The sequence below is a fragment of the Shigella dysenteriae genome (genome assembly GCF_022354085.1).
Taxonomy (GTDB): Bacteria; Pseudomonadota; Gammaproteobacteria; order Enterobacterales; family Enterobacteriaceae; genus Escherichia; species Escherichia coli.
Genome location: NZ_CP055055.1, coordinates 406,247 through 429,993 on the forward strand (window position 1 = coordinate 406,247; position 23,747 = coordinate 429,993).

At 51.6% G+C, this 23,747-nt stretch carries 22 protein-coding genes; 15 read left to right on the forward strand and 7 right to left on the reverse strand.

Annotation, left to right across the window (positions count from 1 at the left end):
- The first annotated feature begins 109 nt into the window (after positions 1 to 109).
- Both cysQ and ytfI read left to right on the forward strand, forming a co-directional pair.
- On the forward strand, positions 110 to 850 hold the full coding sequence (gene cysQ / locus HUZ68_RS02085; protein ID WP_000886909.1) for a 3'(2'),5'-bisphosphate nucleotidase CysQ: 741 nt from the start codon (positions 110 to 112) through the stop codon (positions 848 to 850).
- Positions 851 to 1,061: 211 nt separating this feature from the next.
- A complete protein-coding gene (gene ytfI / locus HUZ68_RS02090) occupies positions 1,062 to 2,000 on the forward strand; it encodes a protein YtfI (RefSeq protein WP_000937664.1) in 939 nt (312 codons plus the stop codon).
- Between the two features lie 62 nt (positions 2,001 to 2,062).
- Here the strand turns inward: ytfI and HUZ68_RS02095 are convergent, their stop codons facing one another.
- Positions 2,063 to 2,617 (reverse strand): YtfJ family protein, encoded by a 555-nt coding sequence (locus HUZ68_RS02095; RefSeq protein WP_000175284.1) that lies wholly within the window; start codon positions 2,615 to 2,617, stop codon positions 2,063 to 2,065.
- A gap of 324 nt (positions 2,618 to 2,941) precedes the next feature.
- On the opposite strand from HUZ68_RS02095, the gene HUZ68_RS02100 reads away from it, so the two are divergent.
- Positions 2,942 to 3,148 (forward strand): DUF1107 domain-containing protein, encoded by a 207-nt coding sequence (locus HUZ68_RS02100; protein ID WP_000689228.1) that lies wholly within the window; start codon positions 2,942 to 2,944, stop codon positions 3,146 to 3,148.
- A 78-nt stretch (positions 3,149 to 3,226) separates the two neighbouring features.
- Here HUZ68_RS02100 and paeA read toward each other — a convergent pair whose 3' ends face one another.
- Both paeA and msrA read right to left on the reverse strand, forming a co-directional pair.
- Positions 3,227 to 4,570: a polyamine export protein PaeA gene (gene paeA, locus HUZ68_RS02105; protein WP_000935042.1), complete on the reverse strand. Its 1,344-nt coding sequence runs from the start codon at positions 4,568 to 4,570 to the stop codon at positions 3,227 to 3,229.
- A 322-nt stretch (positions 4,571 to 4,892) separates the two neighbouring features.
- The gene (gene msrA / locus HUZ68_RS02110) at positions 4,893 to 5,531 is read right to left on the reverse strand and encodes a peptide-methionine (S)-S-oxide reductase MsrA (protein ID WP_001295196.1); all 639 of its coding nucleotides are present in this window, start codon (positions 5,529 to 5,531) and stop codon (positions 4,893 to 4,895) included.
- A gap of 205 nt (positions 5,532 to 5,736) precedes the next feature.
- Between msrA and tamA the strand changes: the two genes are divergently transcribed.
- The 5 genes from tamA (at position 5,737) to chpB (ending at position 12,397) form a co-directional block, all read left to right on the forward strand.
- Complete coding sequence (tamA, locus tag HUZ68_RS02115; protein ID WP_001269316.1) at positions 5,737 to 7,470, forward strand: autotransporter assembly complex protein TamA; 1,734 nt, start codon at positions 5,737 to 5,739, stop codon at positions 7,468 to 7,470.
- Positions 7,467 to 11,246 carry an autotransporter assembly complex protein TamB gene (gene tamB, locus HUZ68_RS02120; protein WP_239594017.1) on the forward strand — a complete coding sequence of 1,260 codons (3,780 nt, stop codon included), beginning with the start codon at positions 7,467 to 7,469 and terminating at the stop codon, positions 11,244 to 11,246. The genes tamA and tamB overlap by 4 nt, the downstream gene beginning before the upstream one ends.
- Positions 11,247 to 11,248: 2 nt before the next feature.
- Entirely contained in the window at positions 11,249 to 11,590 is a 342-nt protein-coding gene (locus HUZ68_RS02125; RefSeq protein ID WP_001219160.1) for a gamma-glutamylcyclotransferase family protein, read from the forward strand.
- A gap of 211 nt (positions 11,591 to 11,801) precedes the next feature.
- Complete coding sequence (gene chpS, locus HUZ68_RS02130) at positions 11,802 to 12,053, forward strand: type II toxin-antitoxin system antitoxin ChpS (RefSeq protein WP_001223208.1); 252 nt, start codon at positions 11,802 to 11,804, stop codon at positions 12,051 to 12,053.
- Positions 12,047 to 12,397, forward strand: coding sequence for an endoribonuclease toxin ChpB (gene chpB, locus HUZ68_RS02135; protein ID WP_000239579.1), 351 nt, complete (start codon positions 12,047 to 12,049; stop codon positions 12,395 to 12,397). The genes chpS and chpB overlap by 7 nt, the downstream gene beginning before the upstream one ends.
- Before the next feature lie 79 nt (positions 12,398 to 12,476).
- On the opposite strand, the gene ppa is transcribed toward chpB, so the two are convergent.
- Positions 12,477 to 13,007 carry an inorganic diphosphatase gene (ppa, locus tag HUZ68_RS02140; RefSeq protein ID WP_239594018.1) on the reverse strand — a complete coding sequence of 177 codons (531 nt, stop codon included), beginning with the start codon at positions 13,005 to 13,007 and terminating at the stop codon, positions 12,477 to 12,479.
- Between the two features lie 309 nt (positions 13,008 to 13,316).
- Here ppa and ytfQ point away from each other — a divergent pair, with 309 nt between their 5' ends.
- From ytfQ to yjfF, 4 genes are all read left to right on the forward strand, one after another.
- A complete protein-coding gene (ytfQ, locus tag HUZ68_RS02145) occupies positions 13,317 to 14,273 on the forward strand; it encodes a galactofuranose ABC transporter substrate-binding protein YtfQ (RefSeq protein ID WP_000265942.1) in 957 nt (318 codons plus the stop codon).
- 139 nt (positions 14,274 to 14,412) lie between these two features.
- A complete protein-coding gene (gene ytfR, locus HUZ68_RS02150) occupies positions 14,413 to 15,915 on the forward strand; it encodes a galactofuranose ABC transporter, ATP-binding protein YtfR (RefSeq protein ID WP_000205813.1) in 1,503 nt (500 codons plus the stop codon).
- Positions 15,916 to 15,928: 13 nt separating this feature from the next.
- On the forward strand, positions 15,929 to 16,951 hold the full coding sequence (gene ytfT / locus HUZ68_RS02155) for a galactofuranose ABC transporter, ATP-binding protein YtfT (RefSeq protein ID WP_033815210.1): 1,023 nt from the start codon (positions 15,929 to 15,931) through the stop codon (positions 16,949 to 16,951).
- On the forward strand, positions 16,938 to 17,933 hold the full coding sequence (gene yjfF / locus HUZ68_RS02160) for a galactofuranose ABC transporter, permease protein YjfF (protein ID WP_000596015.1): 996 nt from the start codon (positions 16,938 to 16,940) through the stop codon (positions 17,931 to 17,933). Before ytfT ends, yjfF begins: the two co-directional genes overlap by 14 nt.
- 32 nt (positions 17,934 to 17,965) lie before the next feature.
- Here the strand turns inward: yjfF and fbp are convergent, their stop codons facing one another.
- On the reverse strand, positions 17,966 to 18,964 hold the full coding sequence (fbp, locus tag HUZ68_RS02165; RefSeq protein WP_000853753.1) for a class 1 fructose-bisphosphatase: 999 nt from the start codon (positions 18,962 to 18,964) through the stop codon (positions 17,966 to 17,968).
- A 175-nt stretch (positions 18,965 to 19,139) separates the two neighbouring features.
- Here fbp and mpl point away from each other — a divergent pair, with 175 nt between their 5' ends.
- Positions 19,140 to 20,513 carry a UDP-N-acetylmuramate:L-alanyl-gamma-D-glutamyl-meso-diaminopimelate ligase gene (mpl, locus tag HUZ68_RS02170; protein WP_001219792.1) on the forward strand — a complete coding sequence of 458 codons (1,374 nt, stop codon included), beginning with the start codon at positions 19,140 to 19,142 and terminating at the stop codon, positions 20,511 to 20,513.
- A 155-nt stretch (positions 20,514 to 20,668) separates the two neighbouring features.
- Here the strand turns inward: mpl and yjgA are convergent, their stop codons facing one another.
- Positions 20,669 to 21,220 (reverse strand): ribosome biogenesis factor YjgA, encoded by a 552-nt coding sequence (gene yjgA, locus HUZ68_RS02175; RefSeq protein WP_000166270.1) that lies wholly within the window; start codon positions 21,218 to 21,220, stop codon positions 20,669 to 20,671.
- A 93-nt stretch (positions 21,221 to 21,313) separates the two neighbouring features.
- On the opposite strand from yjgA, the gene pmbA reads away from it, so the two are divergent.
- Complete coding sequence (gene pmbA / locus HUZ68_RS02180) at positions 21,314 to 22,666, forward strand: metalloprotease PmbA (protein WP_001162171.1); 1,353 nt, start codon at positions 21,314 to 21,316, stop codon at positions 22,664 to 22,666.
- A 183-nt stretch (positions 22,667 to 22,849) separates the two neighbouring features.
- Positions 22,850 to 23,236 carry a cytochrome b562 gene (gene cybC, locus HUZ68_RS02185; protein ID WP_001232246.1) on the forward strand — a complete coding sequence of 129 codons (387 nt, stop codon included), beginning with the start codon at positions 22,850 to 22,852 and terminating at the stop codon, positions 23,234 to 23,236.
- Positions 23,237 to 23,280: 44 nt separating this feature from the next.
- On the opposite strand, the gene nrdG is transcribed toward cybC, so the two are convergent.
- Positions 23,281 to 23,745, reverse strand: a complete 465-nt coding sequence (gene nrdG / locus HUZ68_RS02190; protein WP_001106233.1) for an anaerobic ribonucleoside-triphosphate reductase-activating protein — start codon at positions 23,743 to 23,745, stop codon at positions 23,281 to 23,283.
- Positions 23,746 to 23,747 lie beyond the last annotated feature (2 nt).

Consider the following 23,747-nt stretch of genomic DNA (forward strand, 5'->3'; position numbering starts at 1 on the left):
CAATTTTACGCTTTGAAAATGATGACACTATCACAGTTGGCGCATTCATTAACGATAGGGTATAAGTAAAACAATAAGTTAACACCGCTCACAGAGACGAGGTGGAGAAATGTTAGATCAAGTATGCCAGCTTGCACGGAATGCAGGCGATGCCATTATGCAGGTCTACGACGGGACGAAACCGATGGACGTCGTCAGCAAAGCGGACAATTCCCCGGTAACGGCAGCGGATATTGCCGCACACACCGTTATCATGGACGGTTTACGTACGCTGACACCGGATATTCCGGTCCTTTCTGAAGAAGATCCTCCCGGTTGGGAAGTCCGTCAGCACTGGCAGCGTTACTGGCTGGTAGACCCACTGGATGGTACTAAAGAGTTTATTAAACGTAATGGCGAATTCACCGTTAACATTGCGCTCATTGACCATGGCAAACCGATTTTAGGCGTGGTGTATGCGCCGGTAATGAACGTAATGTACAGCGCGGCAGAAGGCAAGGCCTGGAAAGAAGAGTGCGGTGTGCGCAAGCAGATTCAGGTCCGCGATGCGCGCCCGCCACTGGTGGTGATCAGCCGTTCCCATGCAGATGCGGAGCTGAAAGAGTATCTGCAACAGCTTGGCGAACATCAGACCACGTCCATCGGCTCTTCGCTGAAATTCTGCCTGGTGGCGGAAGGGCAGGCGCAGCTGTACCCGCGCTTCGGACCAACGAATATTTGGGACACCGCCGCTGGACATGCTGTGGCTGCAGCTGCCGGAGCGCACGTTCACGACTGGCAGGGTAAACCGCTGGATTACACTCCGCGCGAGTCGTTCCTGAATCCGGGGTTCAGAGTGTCTATTTACTAAATTCAGATGGCAGAAACAGTGTATTTCCTGATTCTGCCATCCTGATTTCTCCCAACCTAAAAAGTTATAAATAAAAAGAGATTGTATTTAAAGTGCAAAAATTCAATTGCTAATAAGTTACATTTTAATAATGAGCGTTTTTTGATAGTTTACTTCTATAGTGAGATATTTAATGGCGACATAAAGTAACCAAATAAAATAAGGTTGTCATATGTTACCCAGGATCAGACACAATAATTTTATTGGTGCGGTGGAGTTATTTGTAAAGTCTTCGTATACAAAAACACATTCAAACAATTTTTTTAACAACATCTATCATGCATTTAAGAAAAAAGATTGGATTTCGAATTATGATAGCCTGTTAACTTTGAGGGAGTTCTTTCGTTGCGCAACTCAGATTGATAAAAGTAGTTATCAGGTGCTTTCATCAAAAAATGAAACTGTTAACGCCATGGATAAGTTTCTTATCAGTTTCAGCCTTAAAGATAACGGTGCCGAATATACAATGACATTGCGAGGCAGTGGATTTGAATACGAAGAAATACCCATAACAATAAATGAATATAACTCATTCATGGATTTCAAAAACCGCGAGTTTCCGTTAGAACAAAACAGAAGATTGTATGCCTGGGATATTTTGCAGAAAAAACAGTCTGACATACCGAAAAGGATTAAAGGTTATATTCACCAGGCGATTGGTGACGTGTCTTTAGGTTATGCCTTATTGGAGGATATAGTAAGCAAATTAAAACGAGGTAAATTTGAACTCCAAATACCAGGAGGTGGAATTAAAGAATGCGATGGATGGTATATTTACGAAAAAATAATTGATGATAATTTTGCCATAGTCATAGAATCTTTGGGCTTTGCGCTTAAAATCTATGGAGGGGATGAAAGTTTTCGTAATGGTTCCTCTGTTGTTTTGGAGGATGAAGATTACTCTCTTATTTATAATTTTCTGGTTAATGCAGGTTGCCAACAAGTCGAATTAGCCGAACAAGTGGATGCGATAGTAAGTGCGAATCTGGCCGCAGATAGTGATATTACCAAAGAAAAGATTTGCGAGAAATATAAATCGACCATTGAGGCGTTTAAAAAAGAGCAACTAGCGTTACCAGTATTAGTTCGGCGTAAGAACTCAGAGACTTAATTCCCCTATCCCATAGATAACGATAGGGGAAAATTATTTTTCCAGAATTTATGTTATTGCCATTATTTGAGCAACTTTTGCAGCAGGTCCATCACTTGCTGCACCTCTTCCGGTGTGAGCGCCCCGTCTTTGGCCCATTGCACGCGACCGTCTTTATCCAGCACCACTACAGCAGAACTTTCTTCATCCAGCTGCCAGGCACCGCGCGCGACGCCATTGCTATCGACAATAAACTGCGACCAGGGATAAAGCTTTTTATTACTCTCCAGACTGCTGCGCACAAACATGCCGGAACCCGGAATCGCGTCGTCGGTGTTAACAATGGTGGTGGTCTGGTAACGATCGTGCGGTAACTTCGCTGATTTAATCGCTTCAATCAGCGTCGCGTTTTTCTCTTTTGCAGAGGTGCGACCAGCAATATGTTGCAGTACTCGCACTTTTCCCACTAACTGCGCGCTGTTCCAGGTTTTGTAGCTAAACTGATCTTTATCAAGCACCAACTCGCCCCGATCGGTAATGCCAATCGGCGGCACTCGCTGACCGGTTTCGAACTGATGTGCGGAAGCCATCATCGGCAACAGCAGGCAGGTGAGTGCCAGAATCTTGCGTAGGGTCATGGTGTTTCCTTCTTATGATATGCAGGTGATCCGACCACTTGGGTCTGAGTTTTAATCATATGTGCTATTTATCGAATTTCCCGCAAGTGTGATGCCAGTTTGCGGTCAAGCGCACAAATCATATGAAAAATGAATGCTTATACTGAAGACCGCGCTTCGGTAAAAAGATAATTCTGAATAATTGTAACCTTTAGGTAAAAAAAGTTATACGCGGTGGAAACATTGCCCGGATAGTCTATAGTCACTAAGCATTAAAATTTGCGCCTCATAATAGTTGGGCCGATTGTGGCACCGCACAGGCGTAATACTCAGCAGGAGATAACAATGAAAATTTTCCAACGGTACAACCCACTTCAGGTGGCGAAGTACGTAAAGATCCTGTTCCGTGGACGGTTATACATCAAGGACGTTGGCGCTTTTGAATTTGATAAGGGTAAGATTCTTATCCCAAAAGTGAAGGATAAGCTGCATTTGTCAGTGATGTCCGAAGTTAACCGTCAGGTTATGCGTCTGCAAACAGAGATGGCTTAACCAAAGTGCTATGCAGTAAAAAGTGCTATGCAGTAATAAGACGGCTCCTGATTCAGGAGCCGTTGATGTTTCTGGGGGTTACGCGACGCTTTCTTCTTTATCTTTAGCGTCAGGCAGTTTTGGCGAAAGGGCGGTGGCCTTGCTGTCGATCCGGGTCACCAGCAGCTGGTCGATGCGGTAGTTATCGATATCCACCACTTCAAATTTGTAGCCGGCGAATTTCACCGAATCGGTGCGTTTCGGGATCTTACGCAGCATAAACATCATAAAGCCGCCGATGGTTTCGTAGTTGCCCGACTGCGGGAATTCGTCAATATCCAGCACGCGCATGACGTCGTCAATCGGGGTACCGCCGTCAATCAGCCATGAGTTCTCATCACGGGCGACAATCTGCTCTTCCAGCCCCTGACCGACCAGATCGCCCATCAGCGTGGTCATCACGTCGTTGAGGGTGATGATCCCCACCACCAGCGCGTACTCGTTCATGATCACCGCGAAGTCTTCACCTGCGGTTTTAAAACTTTCCAACGCCTCTGAAAGGGTTAACGTATCCGGCACAATCAGCGTGTTGCGAATTTGTACGCCGCTGTTCAGTGCCAGGCTTTGGTTAGCCAGCACGCGGTTCAGCAGGTCTTTAGAATCGACATAACCGATGATGTGGTCAATATCTTCATTACAGACGAGGAACTTAGAGTGCGGATGTTCCGCCACCTTATTCTTCAGGCTTTGCTCATCTTCGTGGAGATCAAACCAAATCACGTTTTCACGCGGTGTCATTGACGACGGAACGGTACGGGATTCCAGCTCAAAGACGTTTTCAATCAGCTCGTGTTCCTGTTTACGTAACACGCCCGCCAGCGCACCGGCTTCCACTACCGCGTAGATGTCATCAGAAGTGATGTCATCTTTACGTACCATTGGCAGTTTGAAAATACGGAAGATCATGTTCGCCAGGCCGTTGAAGAACCACACCAGCGGGGTGCAAACGTACAGGCAGAAGCGCATCGGGTTGATGATACGCAAAGCCACCGCTTCTGGCGCAATCATACCGATGCGTTTCGGGGTTAAATCCGCAAACAGGATAAACATGCCAGTCACTAACGAGAAAGAGAGAATAAAGCTCAGTTGCTCAGAGAGCTCTGCCGACATATAGCGGGAGAACAGGCTGTGAAAAGCTGGAGAAAATGCCGCATCACCGACGATACCGCCGAGAATCGCCACTGCGTTCAGACCGATTTGGACCACGGTAAAGAACATGCCGGGATTTTCCTGCATATTCAGAACGCGTTGGGCATTTATATTGCCTTCATCAGCCAGCAGTTTAAGTTTGATTTTGCGTGAGGCGGCAAGCGAGATCTCGGACATCGAGAAGAACGCACTTACAGCGATCAAGCAGAGTATGACTAAAATACTGTTTAACATATCTTATCCGACCTTTCAGGCCAGATCCTCGGAAGGGGAAGTTGATTAATTTGTGTGAAATACACATTGAAAGCCGATTCGAAGAAAGTGAACCGGCATTTTCAGTGGCTAGTATAGCGTAAGGTACTGTAAAGTCGCCAGAGGGTTAAAATTCAGACTGCTGATAAATGCAATACTGCCTGATGCGCTATGCCGATCAGGCCTACGCAGTCCTTGCAATATATTGAATTTGGACGATTTTGTAGGCCTGGTAAGGCGTTTACGCCGCATCCGGCATAAATAAAGCGCACTTTATCAACAATCTACATTTGTACCCGTAACGCTATGCTTCCGGTGGCAGACAGACGCCAATTCCGCCAATTCCACAGTAACCATACGGGTTTTTATGCAGATATTGCTGGTGGTCATCTTCGGCATAATAAAACGGTGTGGCGTTAGCGATTTCCGTGGTGATGTGACGATCGTCATCGGCGGCAAGCATCGCCGCCTGAAAACGTTCCAGACTGGCGCGAGCTGCGGCATCCTGTTCTGGGGTCAGCGGATAAATCGCTGAACGATACTGCGTGCCGTGGTCATTGCCCTGACGCATTCCCTGGGCGGGATCGTGATTCTCCCAAAATACCTGTAGCAACTGCTCATAGCTGATGACGGAAGGATCGTAAACAATGCGTACCGCTTCGGCATGACCCGTATCACCGGAGCACACTTCCCGATAAGTCGGATTTGGCGTATAGCCGCCGGTATAGCCTGCGGCGGTGCTGTAAACGCCGGGTAACTGCCAGAACAGACGCTCCACACCCCAGAAACAACCCATCGCAAAAATGGCAATCTCCATTCCGTCAGGTACATTGGTCATTGAGTGACCGTTGACCGCATGCAGCGTGGCTACGGGCATCGGGGTGTTACGTCCAGGCAGGGCATCGGCGGGGGAAACCAGATGCTTTTTATCAAATAAACTCATGGTGTCGCTCTCCCGAAAATCGGTCATTGGGGTTAAGGTTGTAACAAGAGGCGTATTTGCACACAATAACCACCGTGAATAGGTCTAAAGTAAAACATAAGAAATATTTGGGGTTTAGTCTGCTTTTTAATCCATATTACTGGATTTTTGTTAAGCCGTTTAACGGCGTTCCAGGGGCAGGAAAAAAGGATATTCAGGAGAAAATGTGCGCTATATCCGACAGTTATGCTGTGTAAGCTTACTCTGCTTAAGCGGATCTGCCGTCGCCGCGAACGTCCGTCTACAGGTCGAGGGGTTATCGGGACAGCTGGAAAAGAACGTTCGTGCGCAGCTTTCTACGATTGAAAGTGATGAAGTGACGCCAGACCGTCGCTTTCGCGCACGCGTCGATGATGCTATCCGCGAAGGTCTGAAAGCGCTGGGTTATTACCAGCCGACCATTGAATTTGATCTCCGTCCACCGCCAAAGAAAGGGCGGCAGGTATTGATCGCCAAAGTCACGCCAGGCGTGCCGGTGTTAATTGGCGGCACCGATGTGGTATTGCGCGGCGGCGCGCGGACCGATAAAGACTATTTGAAATTGCTCGATACTCGCCCGGCTATTGGCACGGTACTGAACCAGGGCGATTATGAAAATTTCAAAAAGTCCTTAACCAGCATTGCGTTGCGTAAAGGTTATTTCGATAGCGAATTTACCAAAGCGCAGCTGGGCATTGCGCTCGGCCTGCATAAAGCCTTCTGGGATATTGATTATAACAGTGGCGAACGTTACCGCTTTGGGCATGTGACCTTTGAAGGATCACAAATCCGCGATGAATACCTGCAAAATCTGGTGCCGTTTAAAGAGGGCGATGAGTACGAATCGAAAGATCTGGCAGAACTGAACCGCCGACTTTCTGCTACCGGCTGGTTTAACTCGGTGGTGGTGGCTCCACAATTTGATAAAGCGCGCGAAACGAAAGTATTACCATTGACGGGCGTGGTTTCGCCGCGAACAGAAAACACCATCGAAACCGGGGTCGGTTACTCTACGGACGTGGGACCGCGCGTGAAAGCGACGTGGAAAAAGCCGTGGATGAACTCTTATGGTCACAGTCTGACCACCAGTACCAGTATTTCCGCGCCGGAACAGATCCTCGACTTCAGCTATAAAATGCCGCTGCTGAAGAATCCACTGGAACAATATTATTTGGTGCAGGGCGGTTTTAAGCGCACTGACCTGAACGATACCGAGTCTGACTCCACTACGCTGGTGGCTTCTCGCTACTGGGATCTCTCCAGCGGCTGGCAGCGTGCCATTAACCTGCGCTGGAGTCTCGACCACTTTACTCAGGGTGAAATTACCAACACCACGATGCTGTTTTATCCTGGGGTGATGATTAGCCGCACGCGTTCTCGTGGTGGCCTGATGCCAACCTGGGGCGACTCGCAACGCTACTCTATCGACTACTCCAACACGGCCTGGGGTTCAGATGTCGATTTCTCCGTTTTCCAGGCGCAGAACGTCTGGATCCGCACACTGTACGATCGCCATCGTTTTGTTACACGCGGCACGCTGGGCTGGATTGAAACCGGTGATTTCGACAAAGTACCGCCGGATCTGCGTTTCTTCGCCGGGGGCGATCGCAGTATTCGCGGCTACAAATACAAATCTATCGCCCCGAAATACGCCAACGGTGACCTGAAAGGGGCATCGAAGTTGATAACCGGATCGCTGGAGTACCAGTACAACGTGACCGGAAAATGGTGGGGCGCGGTGTTTGTCGATAGTGGCGAAGCGGTAAGCGATATTCGCCGCAGCGACTTTAAAACCGGTACCGGGGTCGGCGTGCGCTGGGAATCGCCGGTCGGGCCAATCAAACTCGATTTTGCCGTACCGGTCGCGGATAAAGACGAACACGGGTTACAGTTTTACATCGGTCTGGGGCCAGAATTATGAGTTTATGGAAAAAAATCAGCCTCGGCGTGGTTATCGTTATCTTACTGTTGCTGGGATCGGTGGCGTTTCTGGTGGGCACCACCAGCGGCCTGCATCTGGTATTTAAAGCGGCGGATCGCTGGGTGCCAGGACTGGATATTGGCAAGGTCACCGGCGGCTGGCGCGATCTCACCTTGTCTGACGTTCGTTATGAGCAGCCAGGCGTGGCGGTAAAAGCAGGCAATCTGCATCTGGCGGTCGGGCTTGAGTGCCTGTGGAACAGTAGCGTTTGTATTAATGACCTGGCGCTGAAAGACATTCAGGTCAACATCGACAGTAAAAAAATGCCTCCTTCTGAACAGGTTGAAGAAGAGGAAGATAGCGGTCCGCTGGATCTCTCCACGCCGTATCCCATCACCCTGACACGGGTGGCACTGGACAACGTCAACATCAAGATTGATGACACCACGGTATCGGTGATGGACTTCACCTCCGGCCTGAACTGGCAGGAGAAAACCCTGACCCTGAAACCGACGTCGCTGAAAGGCCTGCTGATTGCTCTGCCGAAAGTGGCGGAAGTGGCGCAGGAAGAAGTGGTCGAACCGAAAATTGAAAATCCGCAGCCGGAGGAAAAGCCGCTCGGCGAAACGCTCAAAGATCTCTTTTCTCGCCCGGTATTGCCGGAAATGACCGACGTGCATTTGCCGCTTAACCTGAACATTGAAGAGTTTAAGGGCGAGCAGCTGCGCGTGACGGGCGACACGGACATCACCGTGAGCACCATGCTGCTGAAAGTGAGCAGCATTGACGGCAATACTAAACTGGACGCCCTGGATATCGATTCCAATCAAGGGATCGTCAACGCCAGCGGCACGGCGCAGCTGTCAGACAACTGGCCGGTGGATATCACCCTCAACAGCACACTGAACGTGGAGCCGTTGAAAGGTGAAAAGGTGAAGCTGAAAGTGGGCGGCGCGCTGCGCGAACAGCTGGAGATAGGCGTTAACCTTTCCGGTCCGGTGGATATGGATTTACGCGCCCAGACGCGACTGGCGGAAGCCGGATTGCCGCTCAACGTGGAAGTGAACAGCAAACAGCTTTACTGGCCGTTCACTGGTGAGAAGCAGTATCAGGCGGATGATCTGAAACTGAAACTTACCGGCAAAATGACCGATTACACGCTCTCTATGCGTACGGCAGTGAAGGGACAGGAGATCCCGCCCGCGACTATTACCCTCGACGCCAAAGGTAATGAACAGCAGGTCAATCTCGACAAACTCACCGTCGCGGCGCTGGAAGGGAAAACTGAACTCAAGGCGTTGCTCGACTGGCAACAGGCCATTAGTTGGCGCGGTGAGCTAACGCTTAATGGCATTAACACCGCCAAAGAGTTCCCGGAGTGGCCGTCGAAACTCAATGGCTTGATTAAAACCCGCGGTAGCCTGTACGGCGGCACCTGGCAGATGGAGGTGCCAGAACTGAAGCTGACCGGTAACGTCAAACAGAACAAAGTGAACGTTGACGGCACGCTGAAAGGCAACAGTTATATGCAGTGGATGATCCCAGGGCTTCATCTGGAACTGGGGCCAAACAGTGCCGAAGTGAAAGGCGAGCTGGGGGTAAAAGATCTCAATCTTGATGCCACCATCAACGCGCCGGGGCTGGATAACGCGCTGCCGGGGCTTGGCGGTACAGCGAAAGGGCTGGTGAAAGTACGCGGCACGGTGGAAGCGCCACAACTACTGGCAGATATCACCGCGCGCGGCCTGCGCTGGCAGGAACTTTCCGTGGCGCAGGTTCGCGTGGAAGGCGACATTAAATCCACCGATCAGATCGCCGGGAAACTCGACGTACGCGTTGAGCAAATTTCGCAGCCGGATGTAAATATCAACCTCGTCACCCTGAATGCCAAAGGCAGCGAAAAGCAGCACGAGCTACAGTTGCGGATTCAGGGCGAGCCTGTCTCCGGGCAGCTTAATCTGGCAGGAAGTTTTGATCGCAAAGAAGAACGCTGGAAGGGAACTCTTAGCAATACCCGCTTCCAGACGCCGGTCGGCCCGTGGTCGCTGACCCGCGATATTGCGCTGGATTACCGCAATAAGGAGCAAAAAATCAGCATCGGGCCACACTGCTGGCTTAACCCGAATGCGGAATTGTGTGTGCCGCAAACTATCGATGCGGGGGCCGAAGGGCGTGCGGTGGTGAATCTCAACCGCTTCGACCTCGCCATGCTGAAACCGTTTATGCCAGAAAACACTCAGGCCAGCGGTATCTTCACGGGTAAAGCGGACGTTGCCTGGGACACCACCAAAGAGGGGCTGCCGCAGGGCAGTATCACCCTTTCGGGGCGTAACGTGCAGGTAACGCAAACCGTCAACGATGCGGCGCTGCCCGTGGCGTTTCAGACGCTGAATCTGACGGCGGAATTGCGTAACAACCGTGCCGAATTGGGCTGGACCATCCGCCTGACCAATAACGGCCAGTTTGATGGACAGGTGCAGGTGACCGATCCGCAAGGCCGCCGTAATCTTGGTGGCAACGTCAATATCCGTAACTTCAACCTTGCGATGATAAACCCCATCTTTACCCGTGGGGAAAAAGCAGCGGGGATGGTGAGTGCCAACTTGCGTCTGGGTGGTGATGTGCAAAGCCCGCAGTTGTTTGGTCAACTTCAGGTTACTGGTGTGGATATCGACGGCAACTTTATGCCGTTTGATATGCAACCGAGCCAGCTTGCGGTCAACTTTAACGGTATGCGCTCGACGCTTGCCGGTACAGTACGGACCCAGCAGGGGGAAATCTACCTGAACGGTGATGCCGACTGGAGCCAAATTGAAAACTGGCGGGCGCGGGTAACGGCGAAAGGCAGTAAAGTGCGGATCACCGTGCCGCCGATGGTACGAATGGATGTATCGCCAGATGTTGTATTCGAGGCTACACCAAACCTGTTTACCCTCGATGGTCGCGTAGATGTCCCGTGGGCGCGCATCGTGGTGCACGATCTGCCGGAAAGCGCAGTAGGCGTCTCCAGCGATGTGGTGATGCTTAACGATAACCTGCAACCGGAAGAGCCGAAAACGGCGTCGATTCCGATTAACAGTAACCTGATTGTCCACGTTGGCAACAATGTGCGCATTGACGCCTTTGGCCTGAAAGCGCGGCTGACGGGCGATCTTAACGTCGTTCAGGACAAACAAGGGCTGGGCCTGAACGGGCAGATCAACATCCCTGAAGGGCGCTTCCATGCCTATGGTCAGGATCTGATTGTGCGTAAGGGTGAGTTACTGTTCTCTGGTCCGCCGGATCAACCGTATCTTAATATTGAAGCTATTCGGAACCCGGATGCTACAGAAGACGACGTAATCGCCGGAGTTCGCGTCACTGGTCTGGCGGACGAACCGAAAGCGGAGATCTTCTCTGACCCGGCGATGTCGCAACAAGCTGCATTGTCTTATTTGCTACGTGGACAAGGGCTGGAGAGCGATCAGAGCGACAGTGCGGCAATGACCTCGATGCTGATTGGTCTGGGGGTTGCGCAAAGTGGCCAGATTGTGGGTAAAATCGGCGAGACGTTTGGCGTAAGCAATTTAGCGCTCGACACCCAGGGAGTAGGCGACTCCTCCCAGGTGGTGGTCAGCGGCTATGTATTGCCAGGTCTGCAAGTGAAATACGGCGTGGGTATATTTGACTCTATAGCAACACTCACGTTACGTTATCGCCTGATGCCTAAGCTATATCTGGAAGCCGTGTCTGGTGTAGACCAGGCACTGGATTTGCTCTATCAGTTCGAGTTTTAGCAATGCGAATATTTGTCTACGGCAGTTTACGCCACAAACAAGGCAACAGTCACTGGATGACCAATGCCCAGTTACTGGGCGATTTCAGTATCGATAACTACCAGTTGTATAGCCTGGGCCACTATCCAGGCGCAGTTCCGGGGAACGGAACAGTACACGGTGAAGTTTATCGTATTGACAACGCCACGCTGGCCGAACTTGATGCCTTGCGCACCAGGGGCGGTGAATACGCGCGCCAGTTGATTCAGACGCCGTACGGGAGTGCATGGATGTACGTTTATCAACGACCCGTCGATGGATTAAAGCTAATTGAAAGCGGCGACTGGTTAGACAGGGATAAGTAACCATATGCATACGCCACCTTCGGGTGGCGTTGTTTTTTGCGAGACGACTCGCATTCTGTTTTGTAATTCCCTCACCTTTTGCTTTTCTCTCCGAGCCGCTTTCCATATCTATTAACGCATAAAAAACTCTGCTGGCATTCACAAATGCGCAGGGGTAAAACGTTTCCTGTAGCACCGTGAGTTATACTTTGTATAACTTAAGGAGGTGCAGATGCGTATTACCATAAAAAGATGGGGGAACAGTGCAGGTATGGTCATTCCCAATATCGTAATGAAAGAACTTAACTTACAGCCGGGGCAGAGCGTGGAAGCGCAGGTGAGCAACAACCAACTGATTCTGACACCCATCTCCAGGCGCTACTCGCTTGATGAACTGCTGGCACAGTGTGACATGAACGCCGCGGAACTTAGCGAGCAGGATGTCTGGGGTAAATCCACCCCTGCGGGTGACGAAATATGGTAAAGAAAAGTGAATTTGAACGGGGAGACATTGTGCTGGTTGGCTTTGATCCAGCAAGCGGCCATGAACAGCAAGGTGCTGGTCGACCTGCGCTTGTGCTCTCCGTTCAAGCCTTTAATCAACTGGGAATGACGCTGGTGGCCCCCATTACGCAGGGTGGAAATTTTGCCCGTTATGCCGGATTTAGCGTTCCTTTACATTGCGAAGAAGGCGATGTGCACGGCGTGGTGCTGGTTAATCAGGTGCGGATGATGGATCTACGCGCCCGGCTGGCAAAGCGTATTGGTCTGGCTGCGGATGAGGTGGTGGAAGAGGCGTTATTACGCTTGCAGGCGGTGGTGGAATAAGGTGTGTTTATTTATCGCGGGCATAAAAAAACCCTTACTAACCGAAGCCCGGCGTTCAGGGTTATTGCGCTATAAGAACTTATTTATTCTTGGCGCGCTCGAAGGAGGCAAAGATTTCAGCTTTAGCGGCTTCTGCGTTTTCCCAACCTTCAACTTTCACCCACTTGCCTTTTTCGAGGTCTTTGTAGTGCTCGAAGAAGTGAGCGATCTGCGCTTTCAGCAGCTCTGGCAGATCGTTAACGTCTTTAATGTGATCGTATTCTTTGCTCAGCTTGGTGTGCGGAACAGCAATCAGTTTCGCATCTTCACCGGCTTCGTCGGTCATTTTCAGAACGCCAACCGGACGGCAACGGATCACAGAACCCGGCTGCAGCGGGTACGGAGTCGGGACCAGTACGTCAACCGGGTCACCGTCCAGAGACAGGGTGTGGTTGATGTAACCGTAGTTGCACGGATAGAACATCGCGGTGGACATGAAGCGGTCAACGAACAGTGCGCCGCTCTCTTTGTCGATTTCGTATTTGATCGGATCTGCGTTAGCCGGGATCTCAATAACAACGTAGATGTCTTCCGGCAGATCTTTACCCGCAGGGACGTTGAGTAAGCTCATGTCTGTTTCCTTTAAAAATATGTGGCAAACAAGTGCCGAGTATTATAGCCAACTCGCGCCGAATGTCTTCGCTTGTTTTCGTCTTCATTTTCCTTTTTCGCCAGTTTTAAGACGGTATACAGAGCAGGAAAATCCATAACCGTAGCCGCATTTTTCATAGTGAGATGAAAGCGATTACAAACTTGTGATTAACGTTTTATTTACTTTTTTGAAGTGTGATGTAACGCAATCCGTTACATAACGAATTGTCTATAGTTTTTTCGCGAACATCTTTTCACCAATAATAATTACCCCGACGAGGACAACCCTATGTGGAAACGCTTACTTGTAGTCTCTGCAGTCTCGGCAGCCATGTCGTCTATGGCGTTGGCCGCTCCATTAACCGTAGGATTTTCGCAGGTCGGATCGGAATCCGGCTGGCGCGCCGCAGAAACCAATGTGGCGAAAAGTGAGGCCGAAAAACGCGGAATTACGCTGAAAATTGCCGATGGTCAGCAAAAGCAGGAAAACCAGATTAAAGCGGTACGTTCCTTCGTTGCACAAGGGGTGGATGCGATCTTTATCGCTCCGGTGGTCGCGACAGGTTGGGAACCGGTATTAAAAGAGGCGAAAGATGCCGAAATCCCGGTCTTCTTGCTCGACCGTTCCATCGATGTGAAAGACAAATCTCTCTATATGACCACCGTTACTGCCGACAACATCCTCGAAGGTAAGTTGATCGGTGACTGGCTGGTAAAAGAAGTGAATGGCAAACCATGCAACGTGGTGGAGCTGCAGGGCACCGTTGGGGCCAGCGTCGCCATTGACCGTAAGAAAGGCTTTGCCGAAGCCATTAAGAATGCGCCAAATATCAAAATCATCCGCTCGCAGTCAGGTGACTTCACCCGCAGTAAAGGCAAAGAAGTCATGGAGAGCTTTATCAAAGCGGAAAACAACGGCAAAAACATCTGCATGGTTTACGCCCATAACGACGACATGGTGATTGGTGCAATTCAGGCAATTAAAGAAGCGGGCCTGAAACCGGGCAAAGATATCCTCACGGGTTCCATTGACGGTGTACCGGACATCTACAAAGCGATGATGGATGGCGAAGCGAACGCCAGTGTTGAACTGACGCCGAACATGGCGGGACCCGCTTTTGACGCGCTGGAGAAATACAAAAAAGACGGCACCATGCCTGAAAAGCTGACGTTAACCAAATCCACCCTTTACCTGCCTGATACCGCAAAAGAAGAGTTAGAGAAGAAGAAAAATATGGGGTATTGAGGGTTGCTATGCCTGATGCCGATTCGTAGGCCGGATAAGGCGCTCGCGCCGCATCCGGCGATGGTGCACTGAAGCCTGATGTGACGCTTACCGCGTCTTATCATGCCTACTGGGAGCACGCTTTACACCGGGGGAAACCATGACGACCGACCAACACCAGGAAATCCTCCGCACCGAAGGATTAAGTAAATTTTTCCCCGGCGTCAAAGCGTTAGACAACGTTGATTTCAGCCTGCGCCGTGGCGAAATCATGGCGCTGCTCGGTGAAAACGGGGCGGGAAAATCGACGCTAATCAAAGCATTAACCGGTGTTTACCACGCCGATCGCGGCACCATCTGGCTGGAAGGCCAGGCTATCTCACCGAAAAATACCGCCCATGCACAACAACTCGGCATCGGAACCGTTTATCAGGAAGTCAACCTGCTACCCAATATGTCGGTCGCTGATAATCTATTCATAGGTCGCGAACCCAAACGTTTCGGGCTTCTACGCCGTAAAGAGATGGAAAAGCGCGCCACCGAACTGATGGCATCTTACGGTTTCTCCCTCGACGTGCGTGAACCGCTTAACCGCTTTTCAGTCGCGATGCAGCAAATCGTCGCCATTTGCCGGGCTATCGATCTCTCTGCCAAAGTGCTGATCCTCGATGAACCCACCGCCAGTCTCGACACCCAGGAAGTAGAGTTACTGTTTGGCCTGATGCGTCAGTTGCGCGATCGCGGCGTCAGCCTGATCTTTGTCACTCACTTTCTCGATCAGGTCTATCAGGTCAGCGATCGGATCACCGTCTTACGCAACGGCAGTTTCGTAGGCTGTCGGGAAACGCGCGAGCTACCGCAGATCGAACTGGTAAAAATGATGCTGGGGCGCGAGCTGGATACCCACGCGCTACAGCGTGCCGGGCGAACATTGTTGAGCGACAAACCCGTTGCAGCGTTCAAAAATTACGGCAAAAAAGGAACGATCGCACCGTTTGATCTCGAAGTACGCCCCGGCGAGATCGTCGGTCTGGCTGGCTTGCTGGGATCAGGACGTACCGAAACCGCCGAAGTGATCTTCGGTATCAAACCTGCTGACAGCGGCACTGCGTTGATCAAAGGCAAACCGCAAACCCTGCGATCGCCACATCAGGCGTCGGTACTGGGTATCGGCTTCTGCCCGGAAGACAGGAAAACCGATGGCATCATCGCTGCTGCCTCGGTGCGGGAAAATATCATCCTCGCTCTCCAGGCCCAGCGCGGCTGGCTACGACCTATTTCCCGTAAAGAACAGCAAGAGATTGCCGAACGCTTTATCCGCCAGCTTGGCATTCGCACACCTTCAACTGAACAACCGATTGAATTTCTCTCCGGCGGCAATCAGCAAAAAGTATTGCTTTCACGTTGGCTACTGACCCGACCGCAATTTCTGATCCTTGATGAGCCAACCCGCGGCATTGATGTTGGTGCCCACGCCGAGATCATCCGCCTGATTGAAACGCTATGCGCCGATGGTCTGGCGCTGCTGGTGATCTCCTCCGAACTGGAAGAGCTGGTGGGCTATGCCGATCGGGTGATCATCATGCGCGATCGCAAACAGGTGGCGGAGATCCCGCTGGCAGAGCTTTCCGTTCCGGCGATCATGAACGCCATTGCGGCGTAAGGAGAACAGTGTGATGCCTCAATCTCTTCCGGACACCACTACGCCAAAAAGGCGCTTTCGCTGGCCAACGGGAATGCCGCAGCTGGCGGCACTGTTGCTGGTGCTGCTGGTCGATAGCCTGGTGGCCCCGCATTTCTGGCAGGTGGTGCTTCAGGATGGGCGTTTGTTCGGTAGCCCTATCGACATTCTTAACCGTGCGGCCCCCGTTGCGCTGTTGGCGATTGGCATGACGCTGGTGATCGCAACAGGAGGGATTGATCTCTCTGTGGGGGCGGTGATGGCTATCGCCGGAGCCACAACGGCTGCGATGACGGTCGCGGGATTCAGCCTGCCGATTGTTTTGTTAAGCGCCCTGAGCACTGGCATCCTGGCGGGATTGTGGAACGGCATACTGGTAGCGATCCTCAAAATTCAGCCGTTTGTCGCCACTCTGATCCTGATGGTCGCCGGGCGCGGCGTGGCGCAACTGATCACCTCCGGACAGATCGTCACGTTTAACTCGCCGGATCTCTCATGGTTTGGCAGTGGATCGCTATTGTTCCTGCCAACGCCGGTCATTATCGCGGTGCTGACGCTTCTCCTGTTCTGGCTGTTGACCCGCAAAACGGCGCTGGGGATGTTTATCGAAGCCGTTGGTATCAACATTCGGGCGGCAAAAAATGCCGGAGTCAACACGCGAATCATCGTCATGCTCACCTACGTGTTGAGCGGGCTATGTGCGGCGATTGCGGGCATTATCGTGGCGGCGGATATTCGCGGTGCCGATGCCAATAACGCCGGGTTATGGCTGGAGCTGGACGCCATTCTCGCGGTGGTGATTGGCGGCGGATCGCTGATGGGCGGGCGCTTTAACCTGCTGCTTTCGGTGGTGGGGGCGCTGATTATTCAGGGGATGAACACCGGAATTTTGCTTTCGGGCTTTCCGCCAGAGATGAACCAGGTGGTGAAAGCGGTGGTGGTGCTTTGCGTGCTGATTGTTCAGTCGCAACGCTTTATCAGTCTGATTAAAGGAGTGCGTAGCCGTGATAAAACGTAACTTGCCGCTTATGATCACCATCGGCGTCTTTGTGTTGGGTTATCTTTACTGCCTGACCCAGTTTCCCGGTTTTGCTTCCACAAGAGTGATCTGCAATATCCTGACCGATAACGCCTTTCTTGGGATCATTGCCGTTGGCATGACCTTTGTGATCCTCTCCGGTGGGATCGATCTCTCCGTCGGTTCGGTGATCGCCTTTACCGGCGTGTTTCTGGCAAAAGTGATTGGCGATTTCGGCCTCTCGCCGTTGCTGGCATTTCCGCTGGTGCTGGTAATGGGCTGTGCCTTTGGCGCATTTATGGGGCTTCTGATCGACGCCCTGAAGATCCCGGCATTTATCATTACGCTGGCGGGAATGTTCTTTTTGCGCGGCGTCAGCTATCTCGTTTCGGAAGAGTCGATCCCGATAAACCATCCCATTTATGACACGCTCTCAAGCCTTGCGTGGAAAATCCCTGGCGGCGGTCGCTTAAGTGCGATGGGGCTGCTGATGCTGGCGGTGGTGGTTATCGGCATATTCCTCGCGCATCGTACCCGTTTTGGTAATCAGGTATACGCCATTGGCGGCAATGCGACGTCGGCAAACCTGATGGGGATTTCTACCCGTAGCACTACTATTCGCATTTATATGCTCTCCACCGGACTGGCAACGCTGGCGGGGATTGTCTTCTCGATTTATACCCAAGCCGGATATGCGCTGGCGGGCGTAGGTGTGGAACTGGACGCTATCGCCTCAGTGGTGATTGGCGGTACGCTTTTGAGCGGTGGCGTTGGAACGGTATTAGGGACGCTTTTTGGCGTGGCGATTCAGGGACTGATTCAGACTTACATAAACTTTGATGGCACGCTGAGCTCATGGTGGACGAAAATCGCCATCGGTATTTTGTTGTTTATTTTTATAGCATTACAGCGTGGATTAACGGTGCTGTGGGAGAATCGTCAGAGTTCGCCAGTGACAAGAGTCAACATTGCGCAGCGATAAAAACGCCTCTCCGTGTGGAGAGGCGCAGGAGATTACGCGTCCGGGAACTCACGGATAAAGCGTTCGACATCTTCAACCATATGGTCGTTGCCGACAAAGAACGAACGGCGCTGGTGCAGGGTTTCCGGGATAATATCCAGAATACGCTCTTTGCCATCGCTCGCTTTACCGCCCGCTTGTTCCGCCAGGAATGCCATCGGGTTGCACTCATACAGCAAACGCAGTTTGCCGTCCGGGTGGCTGGCGGTGCTTGGGTAGAGATAAATACCGCCTTTCAGCAGGTTACGGTGGAAATCCGCAACCAGTGAACCGATATAACGCGAGGTATACGGGCGATTGGTGGATTTATCTTCTTCCTGGCAGAATTTAATGTACTTCTTCACCCCGTTCGGAAACTTAATGTAGTTTCCTTCGTTGATGGAGTAGGTTTTGCCTTTCTCCGGGAAGCGCATCCGTTCCTGGCACAGGCAGAAAACGCCCAGCGAAGGATCGTAAGTAAAGGCGTGAACACCGCATCCGGTAGTGTAAACCAGCATGGTAGAGGAGCCGTATACCACGTAACCTGCCGCAACCTGTTTGTTACCAGGCTGGAGGAAATCTTCTTCCGTTACCGGCGTGCCAACAGGCGTAACGCGGCGGTAGATGGAGAAAATGGTACCGACAGAGACGTTAACATCGATGTTGGACGAGCCATCCAGTGGGTCCATCAGCACCACGTATTTTGCATGTTCACAGCCTTCAAAGACAACAATCTCATCTTCTTCTTCAGAGGCAATGCCCGCAACGATATCGCGTGCTTTCAGTGCGGCTTTCAGTTTTTCATTAGCGAACAAGTCGAGTTTCTGTTGAACCTCGCCCTGCACGTTCTCAGCACCGCTGGCACCCAGGATATCAACCAGTCCTGCTTTGTTGATATCGCGATGGATAATCTTGGCGCCCAGTTTTATTGCCGACAGCAAAGCAGTGAGCTCACCGGTAGCATGAGAAAACTCGTGCTGCTTTTCGACAATAAATTCACCTAACGTTTTCATAAAACTTTCCCTGCAATGTTTATGGAGTAAAGCGACCGCAACAATCTTAACAAATAATCTCAATGTTGCGCTCAGGTGAATCGCGCCAGCAAATTGCGGATTATCCTGAAATGCGTTTCTCACTTGCCCGACATATGCGTAAAATGAGCGGCAGATTAAAAAAGGATAGTGACGTATGCGCATTCATATTTTAGGAATTTGTGGCACGTTTATGGGCGGTCTGGCGATGCTGGCGCGCCAGTTAGGCCATGAAGTAACGGGTTCGGACGCCAATGTGTATCCGCCGATGAGCACCTTACTTGAGAAGCAAGGCATTGAACTGATTCAGGGTTACGATGCCAGCCAGCTCGATCCGCAGCCGGATCTGGTGATTATTGGCAACGCCATGACCCGTGGAAATCCGTGTGTGGAAGCGGTACTGGAAAAAAACATCCCTTATATGTCAGGTCCACAGTGGCTGCACGATTTTGTGCTGCGCGATCGCTGGGTGCTGGCCGTTGCCGGTACACACGGCAAAACTACCACCGCGGGAATGGCGACCTGGATTCTGGAACAGTGCGGTTACAAACCGGGATTTGTGATCGGCGGTGTGCCGGGGAACTTTGAGGTTTCGGCTCGTCTGGGCGAAAGCGACTTCTTTGTTATCGAAGCGGATGAGTATGACTGCGCCTTCTTCGACAAACGCTCTAAATTTGTCCATTACTGCCCGCGTACGCTGATCCTCAACAACCTTGAGTTCGATCACGCCGATATCTTTGACGACCTGAAAGCGATCCAGAAACAGTTCCACCATCTGGTGCGTATCGTTCCGGGGCAGGGCCGTATTATCTGGCCAGAAAACGACATCAACCTGAAACAGACCATGGCGATGGGCTGCTGGAGCGAGCAGGAGCTGGTGGGCGAGCAGGGTCACTGGCAGGCGAAAAAGCTAACCACTGACGCTTCTGAATGGGAAGTCTTGTTGGATGGCGAAAAAGTGGGCGAAGTGAAATGGTCGCTGGTCGGTGAACATAATATGCACAATGGCCTGATGGCGATTGCGGCGGCGCGTCATGTTGGTGTAGCGCCGGCAGATGCCGCTAACGCGCTGGGTTCGTTTATTAACGCTCGCCGCCGTCTGGAGTTGCGTGGTGAAGCGAATGGCGTCACGGTATATGACGATTTTGCCCATCATCCGACGGCGATTCTGGCAACGCTTGCGGCGCTGCGTGGCAAAGTTGGTGGTACGGCGCGCATTATTGCTGTGCTGGAGCCGCGCTCGAATACCATGAAAATGGGGATCTGCAAAGACGATCTGGCACCTTCATTAGGTCGTGCCGATGAAGTCTTCCTGCTGCAACCGGCGCATATTCCGTGGCAGGTGGCAGAAGTGGCAGAAGCCTGCGTTCAGCCTGCACACTGGAGTGGCGATGTGGATACGCTGGCAGATATGGTGGTGAAAACCGCTCAGCCTGGCGACCATATTCTGGTGATGAGCAACGGCGGTTTTGGTGGGATCCATCAGAAACTGCTGGATGGTCTGGCGAAGAAGGCGGAAGCCGCGCAGTAATTCGGCCTTAGCCTGATATAGTGTGCGTAGGCCGGATAAGGCGTTCACGCCGCATCCGGCATTTGAGCATAGTGCCTGATGCGACGCTTGATGCGTCTTATCAGGCCTACAGGTGCACCGCATCCGGCAAACCATACTCACATCAACAACGAAAATTACCCTTCATTCTCCGCCAGTTCGCGCAGATACTGGAAAATCTGGCGTGCGGATTTCGGCGGCTTATTCCCTTCTTTCTCTTTCTTCGCGTTGCGGATCAGAGTACGCAGTTGCTGACGATCGGCATCGGGCCACAGATTTAATACCTCAGCGATGGCGTCATCACCTTGATCGATCAGACGATCGCGCAGGTTTTCCAGTTTATGGAACAGCACCACCTGCTGGTTGTGACGGTTTTTCAGCTTATCCAGCGCCTGACGGATCGGTTCTACATCGCGCTGGCGCAGCATCTTACCGATGAGCTGCAACTGGCGGCGGCGACCTTCCATCTTAATACGCTGGGCGAGCTCAATAGCCGCGCGCAGATCCGCATCTAACGGGATCTTATCCAGCGCGTTTTTCCCCAGATCAACAATTTCCGCGCCAAGGCGTTTTAGCTCCTCGGCATCACGTTTAATTTCACTTTTACTGACCCAGATAATTTCATCGTCTTCGTCTTCGATGTCATCACCGGGAACGTCGTCGAGCCAGTCTTCGGGCTGCTTAGTCATCTCAGGCTCCTTAAAAAAAGAGGCTAATGTTACCAGTTAAGATGCGCACTGAAAAACGGTTCTCTGTTAGACTTCAGAGAAACTCTCTACATTATGGCACTTGCAATGAAAGTAATCTCTCAAGTTGAAGCGCAGCGCAAGATTCTGGAAGAAGCAGTTTCCACTGCGCTGGAGTTGGCCTCAGGCAAATCGGACGGTGCGGAAGTTGCCGTCAGCAAGACCACCGGCATTAGCGTAAGCACGCGTTATGGTGAAGTGGAGAATGTTGAATTCAATAGCGATGGCGCGCTGGGGATCACTGTTTATCACCAGAACCGCAAAGGTAGCGCATCATCCACCGATTTAAGCCCGCAGGCCATTGCCCGTACTGTACAGGCGGCGCTGGATATTGCCCGTTATACCTCGCCAGATCCCTGTGCCGGCGTGGCAGACAAAGAGCTGCTGGCCTTTGACGCACCAGATCTCGACTTGTTCCACCCTGCGGAAGTTTCCCCGGATGAAGCCATTGAACTGGCGGCCCGCGCAGAACAGGCGGCATTGCAGGCGGACAAACGCATCACCAATACCGAAGGTGGCAGCTTTAACAGCCACTACGGTGTCAAAGTTTTTGGCAACAGCCACGGCATGTTGCAGGGTTACTGCTCAACGCGTCATTCGCTCTCCAGCTGTGTAATTGCCGAAGAAAATGGCGATATGGAGCGTGATTACGCCTACACCATTGGTCGTGCGATGAGCGATCTGCAAACGCCAGAGTGGGTTGGGGCCGACTGTGCTCGCCGTACTTTATCGCGCCTGTCACCGCGTAAACTCTCCACCATGAAAGCGCCGGTCATTTTTGCCAATGAAGTGGCAACCGGGCTTTTTGGCCATCTGGTGGGGGCGATAGCGGGTGGATCGGTTTACCGTAAATCTACCTTCCTGCTGGATTCGCTGGGTAAACAAATTCTGCCGGACTGGCTGACCATTGAAGAGCATCCGCATCTGCTGAAAGGGCTGGCGTCGACGCCATTCGACAGCGAAGGTGTGCGCACCGAGCGTCGCGATATTATTAAAGATGGCATCCTGACTCAGTGGCTGCTGACCAGCTATTCGGCGCGAAAACTGGGGCTGAAAAGCACCGGACATGCGGGCGGTATTCACAACTGGCGGATTGCCGGACAAGGTCTAAGCTTCGAGCAGATGCTCAAAGAGATGGGCACCGGGCTGGTGGTGACGGAATTGATGGGCCAGGGCGTGAGTGCAATTACCGGTGATTATTCCCGTGGTGCGGCGGGCTTCTGGGTAGAAAACGGCGAAATTCAGTATCCGGTTAGCGAAATCACCATCGCAGGTAATTTAAAAGATATGTGGCGCAATATTGTCACCGTCGGTAACGATATTGAAACACGCAGTAATATACAGTGTGGTTCTGTGCTGTTGCCGGAGATGAAAATCGCCGGACAGTAAAAAAACTGGCGCGACCTGTCGCGCTATAAACTAAAAAATTACACAAAATCATTCGCACTGCATCGAGACGGAAAGTGAATGAGGGCCGGGGAGCGTACTCGCAGTACGTGACCCGGTCGAATGAGCGTAGTCGTCGATGAGGCAGTGTGAATGATGAAGTGTAAATAAAAAAGGAAGTGAGCAATGCGAAAAAGCCTGTTAGCTATTCTTGCAGTCTCCTCGTTGGTATTCAGTTCGGCGTCGTTTGCCGCTGATCTTGAAGACAATATGGAAACCCTCAACGACAATTTAAAAGTGGTCGAAAAAGCCGATAACGCGGCGCAAGTCAAAGACGCGTTAACCAAAATGCGTGCCGCGGCGCTGGATGCGCAAAAAGCAACGCCGCCGAAGCTGGAAGGAAAATCGCCAGACAGCCCGGAAATGAAAGACTTCCGCCACGGTTTCGATATTCTGGTCGGTCAGATTGACGACGCGCTGAAGCTGGCAAATGAAGGTAAAGTAAAAGAAGCGCAGGCTGCCGCAGAGCAACTGAAAACGACCCGCAACGCCTATCACCAGAAGTATCGTTAATTCCTCATTTCCCTGTTGCCTGCACTCAGGTAACAGGGAACTTATCATCGCAAATGATGCACCACCTGATTGCTGCTGCCGCGCCAGATCAGGGAAGGGTCTTTTAAATCCTGCACAAATTTGCCGTCGACCAGCACGTTAATCAAATCAACAACCTGCATTTGCGCAGCGTTGAGTTCGTCGAGTTTATAGCCTGTCCACACCCAGATGTCTTTACCCGGACACTCGGCGCGGATGCGTTGTACCAGTTTCAGAATATCCGGCACGTTTTGCGGATGCAGCGGATCGCCGCCGGAGAGGGAAATCCCCTGGCGTTTGATACGAGTGTCATTCAGATCGTTAATGATCTGGTCTTCCATTGCTTTGGTAAATGGCTGACCGGAATTTACCCGCCATGTGCTTTTGTTATAGCAACCGGGGCATTCATGAACACACCCGGAGACAAACAGGGTGCAGCGAGTGCCGGGGCCGTTGACGATGTCGACAGGATAGTACTGATGATAATTCATTA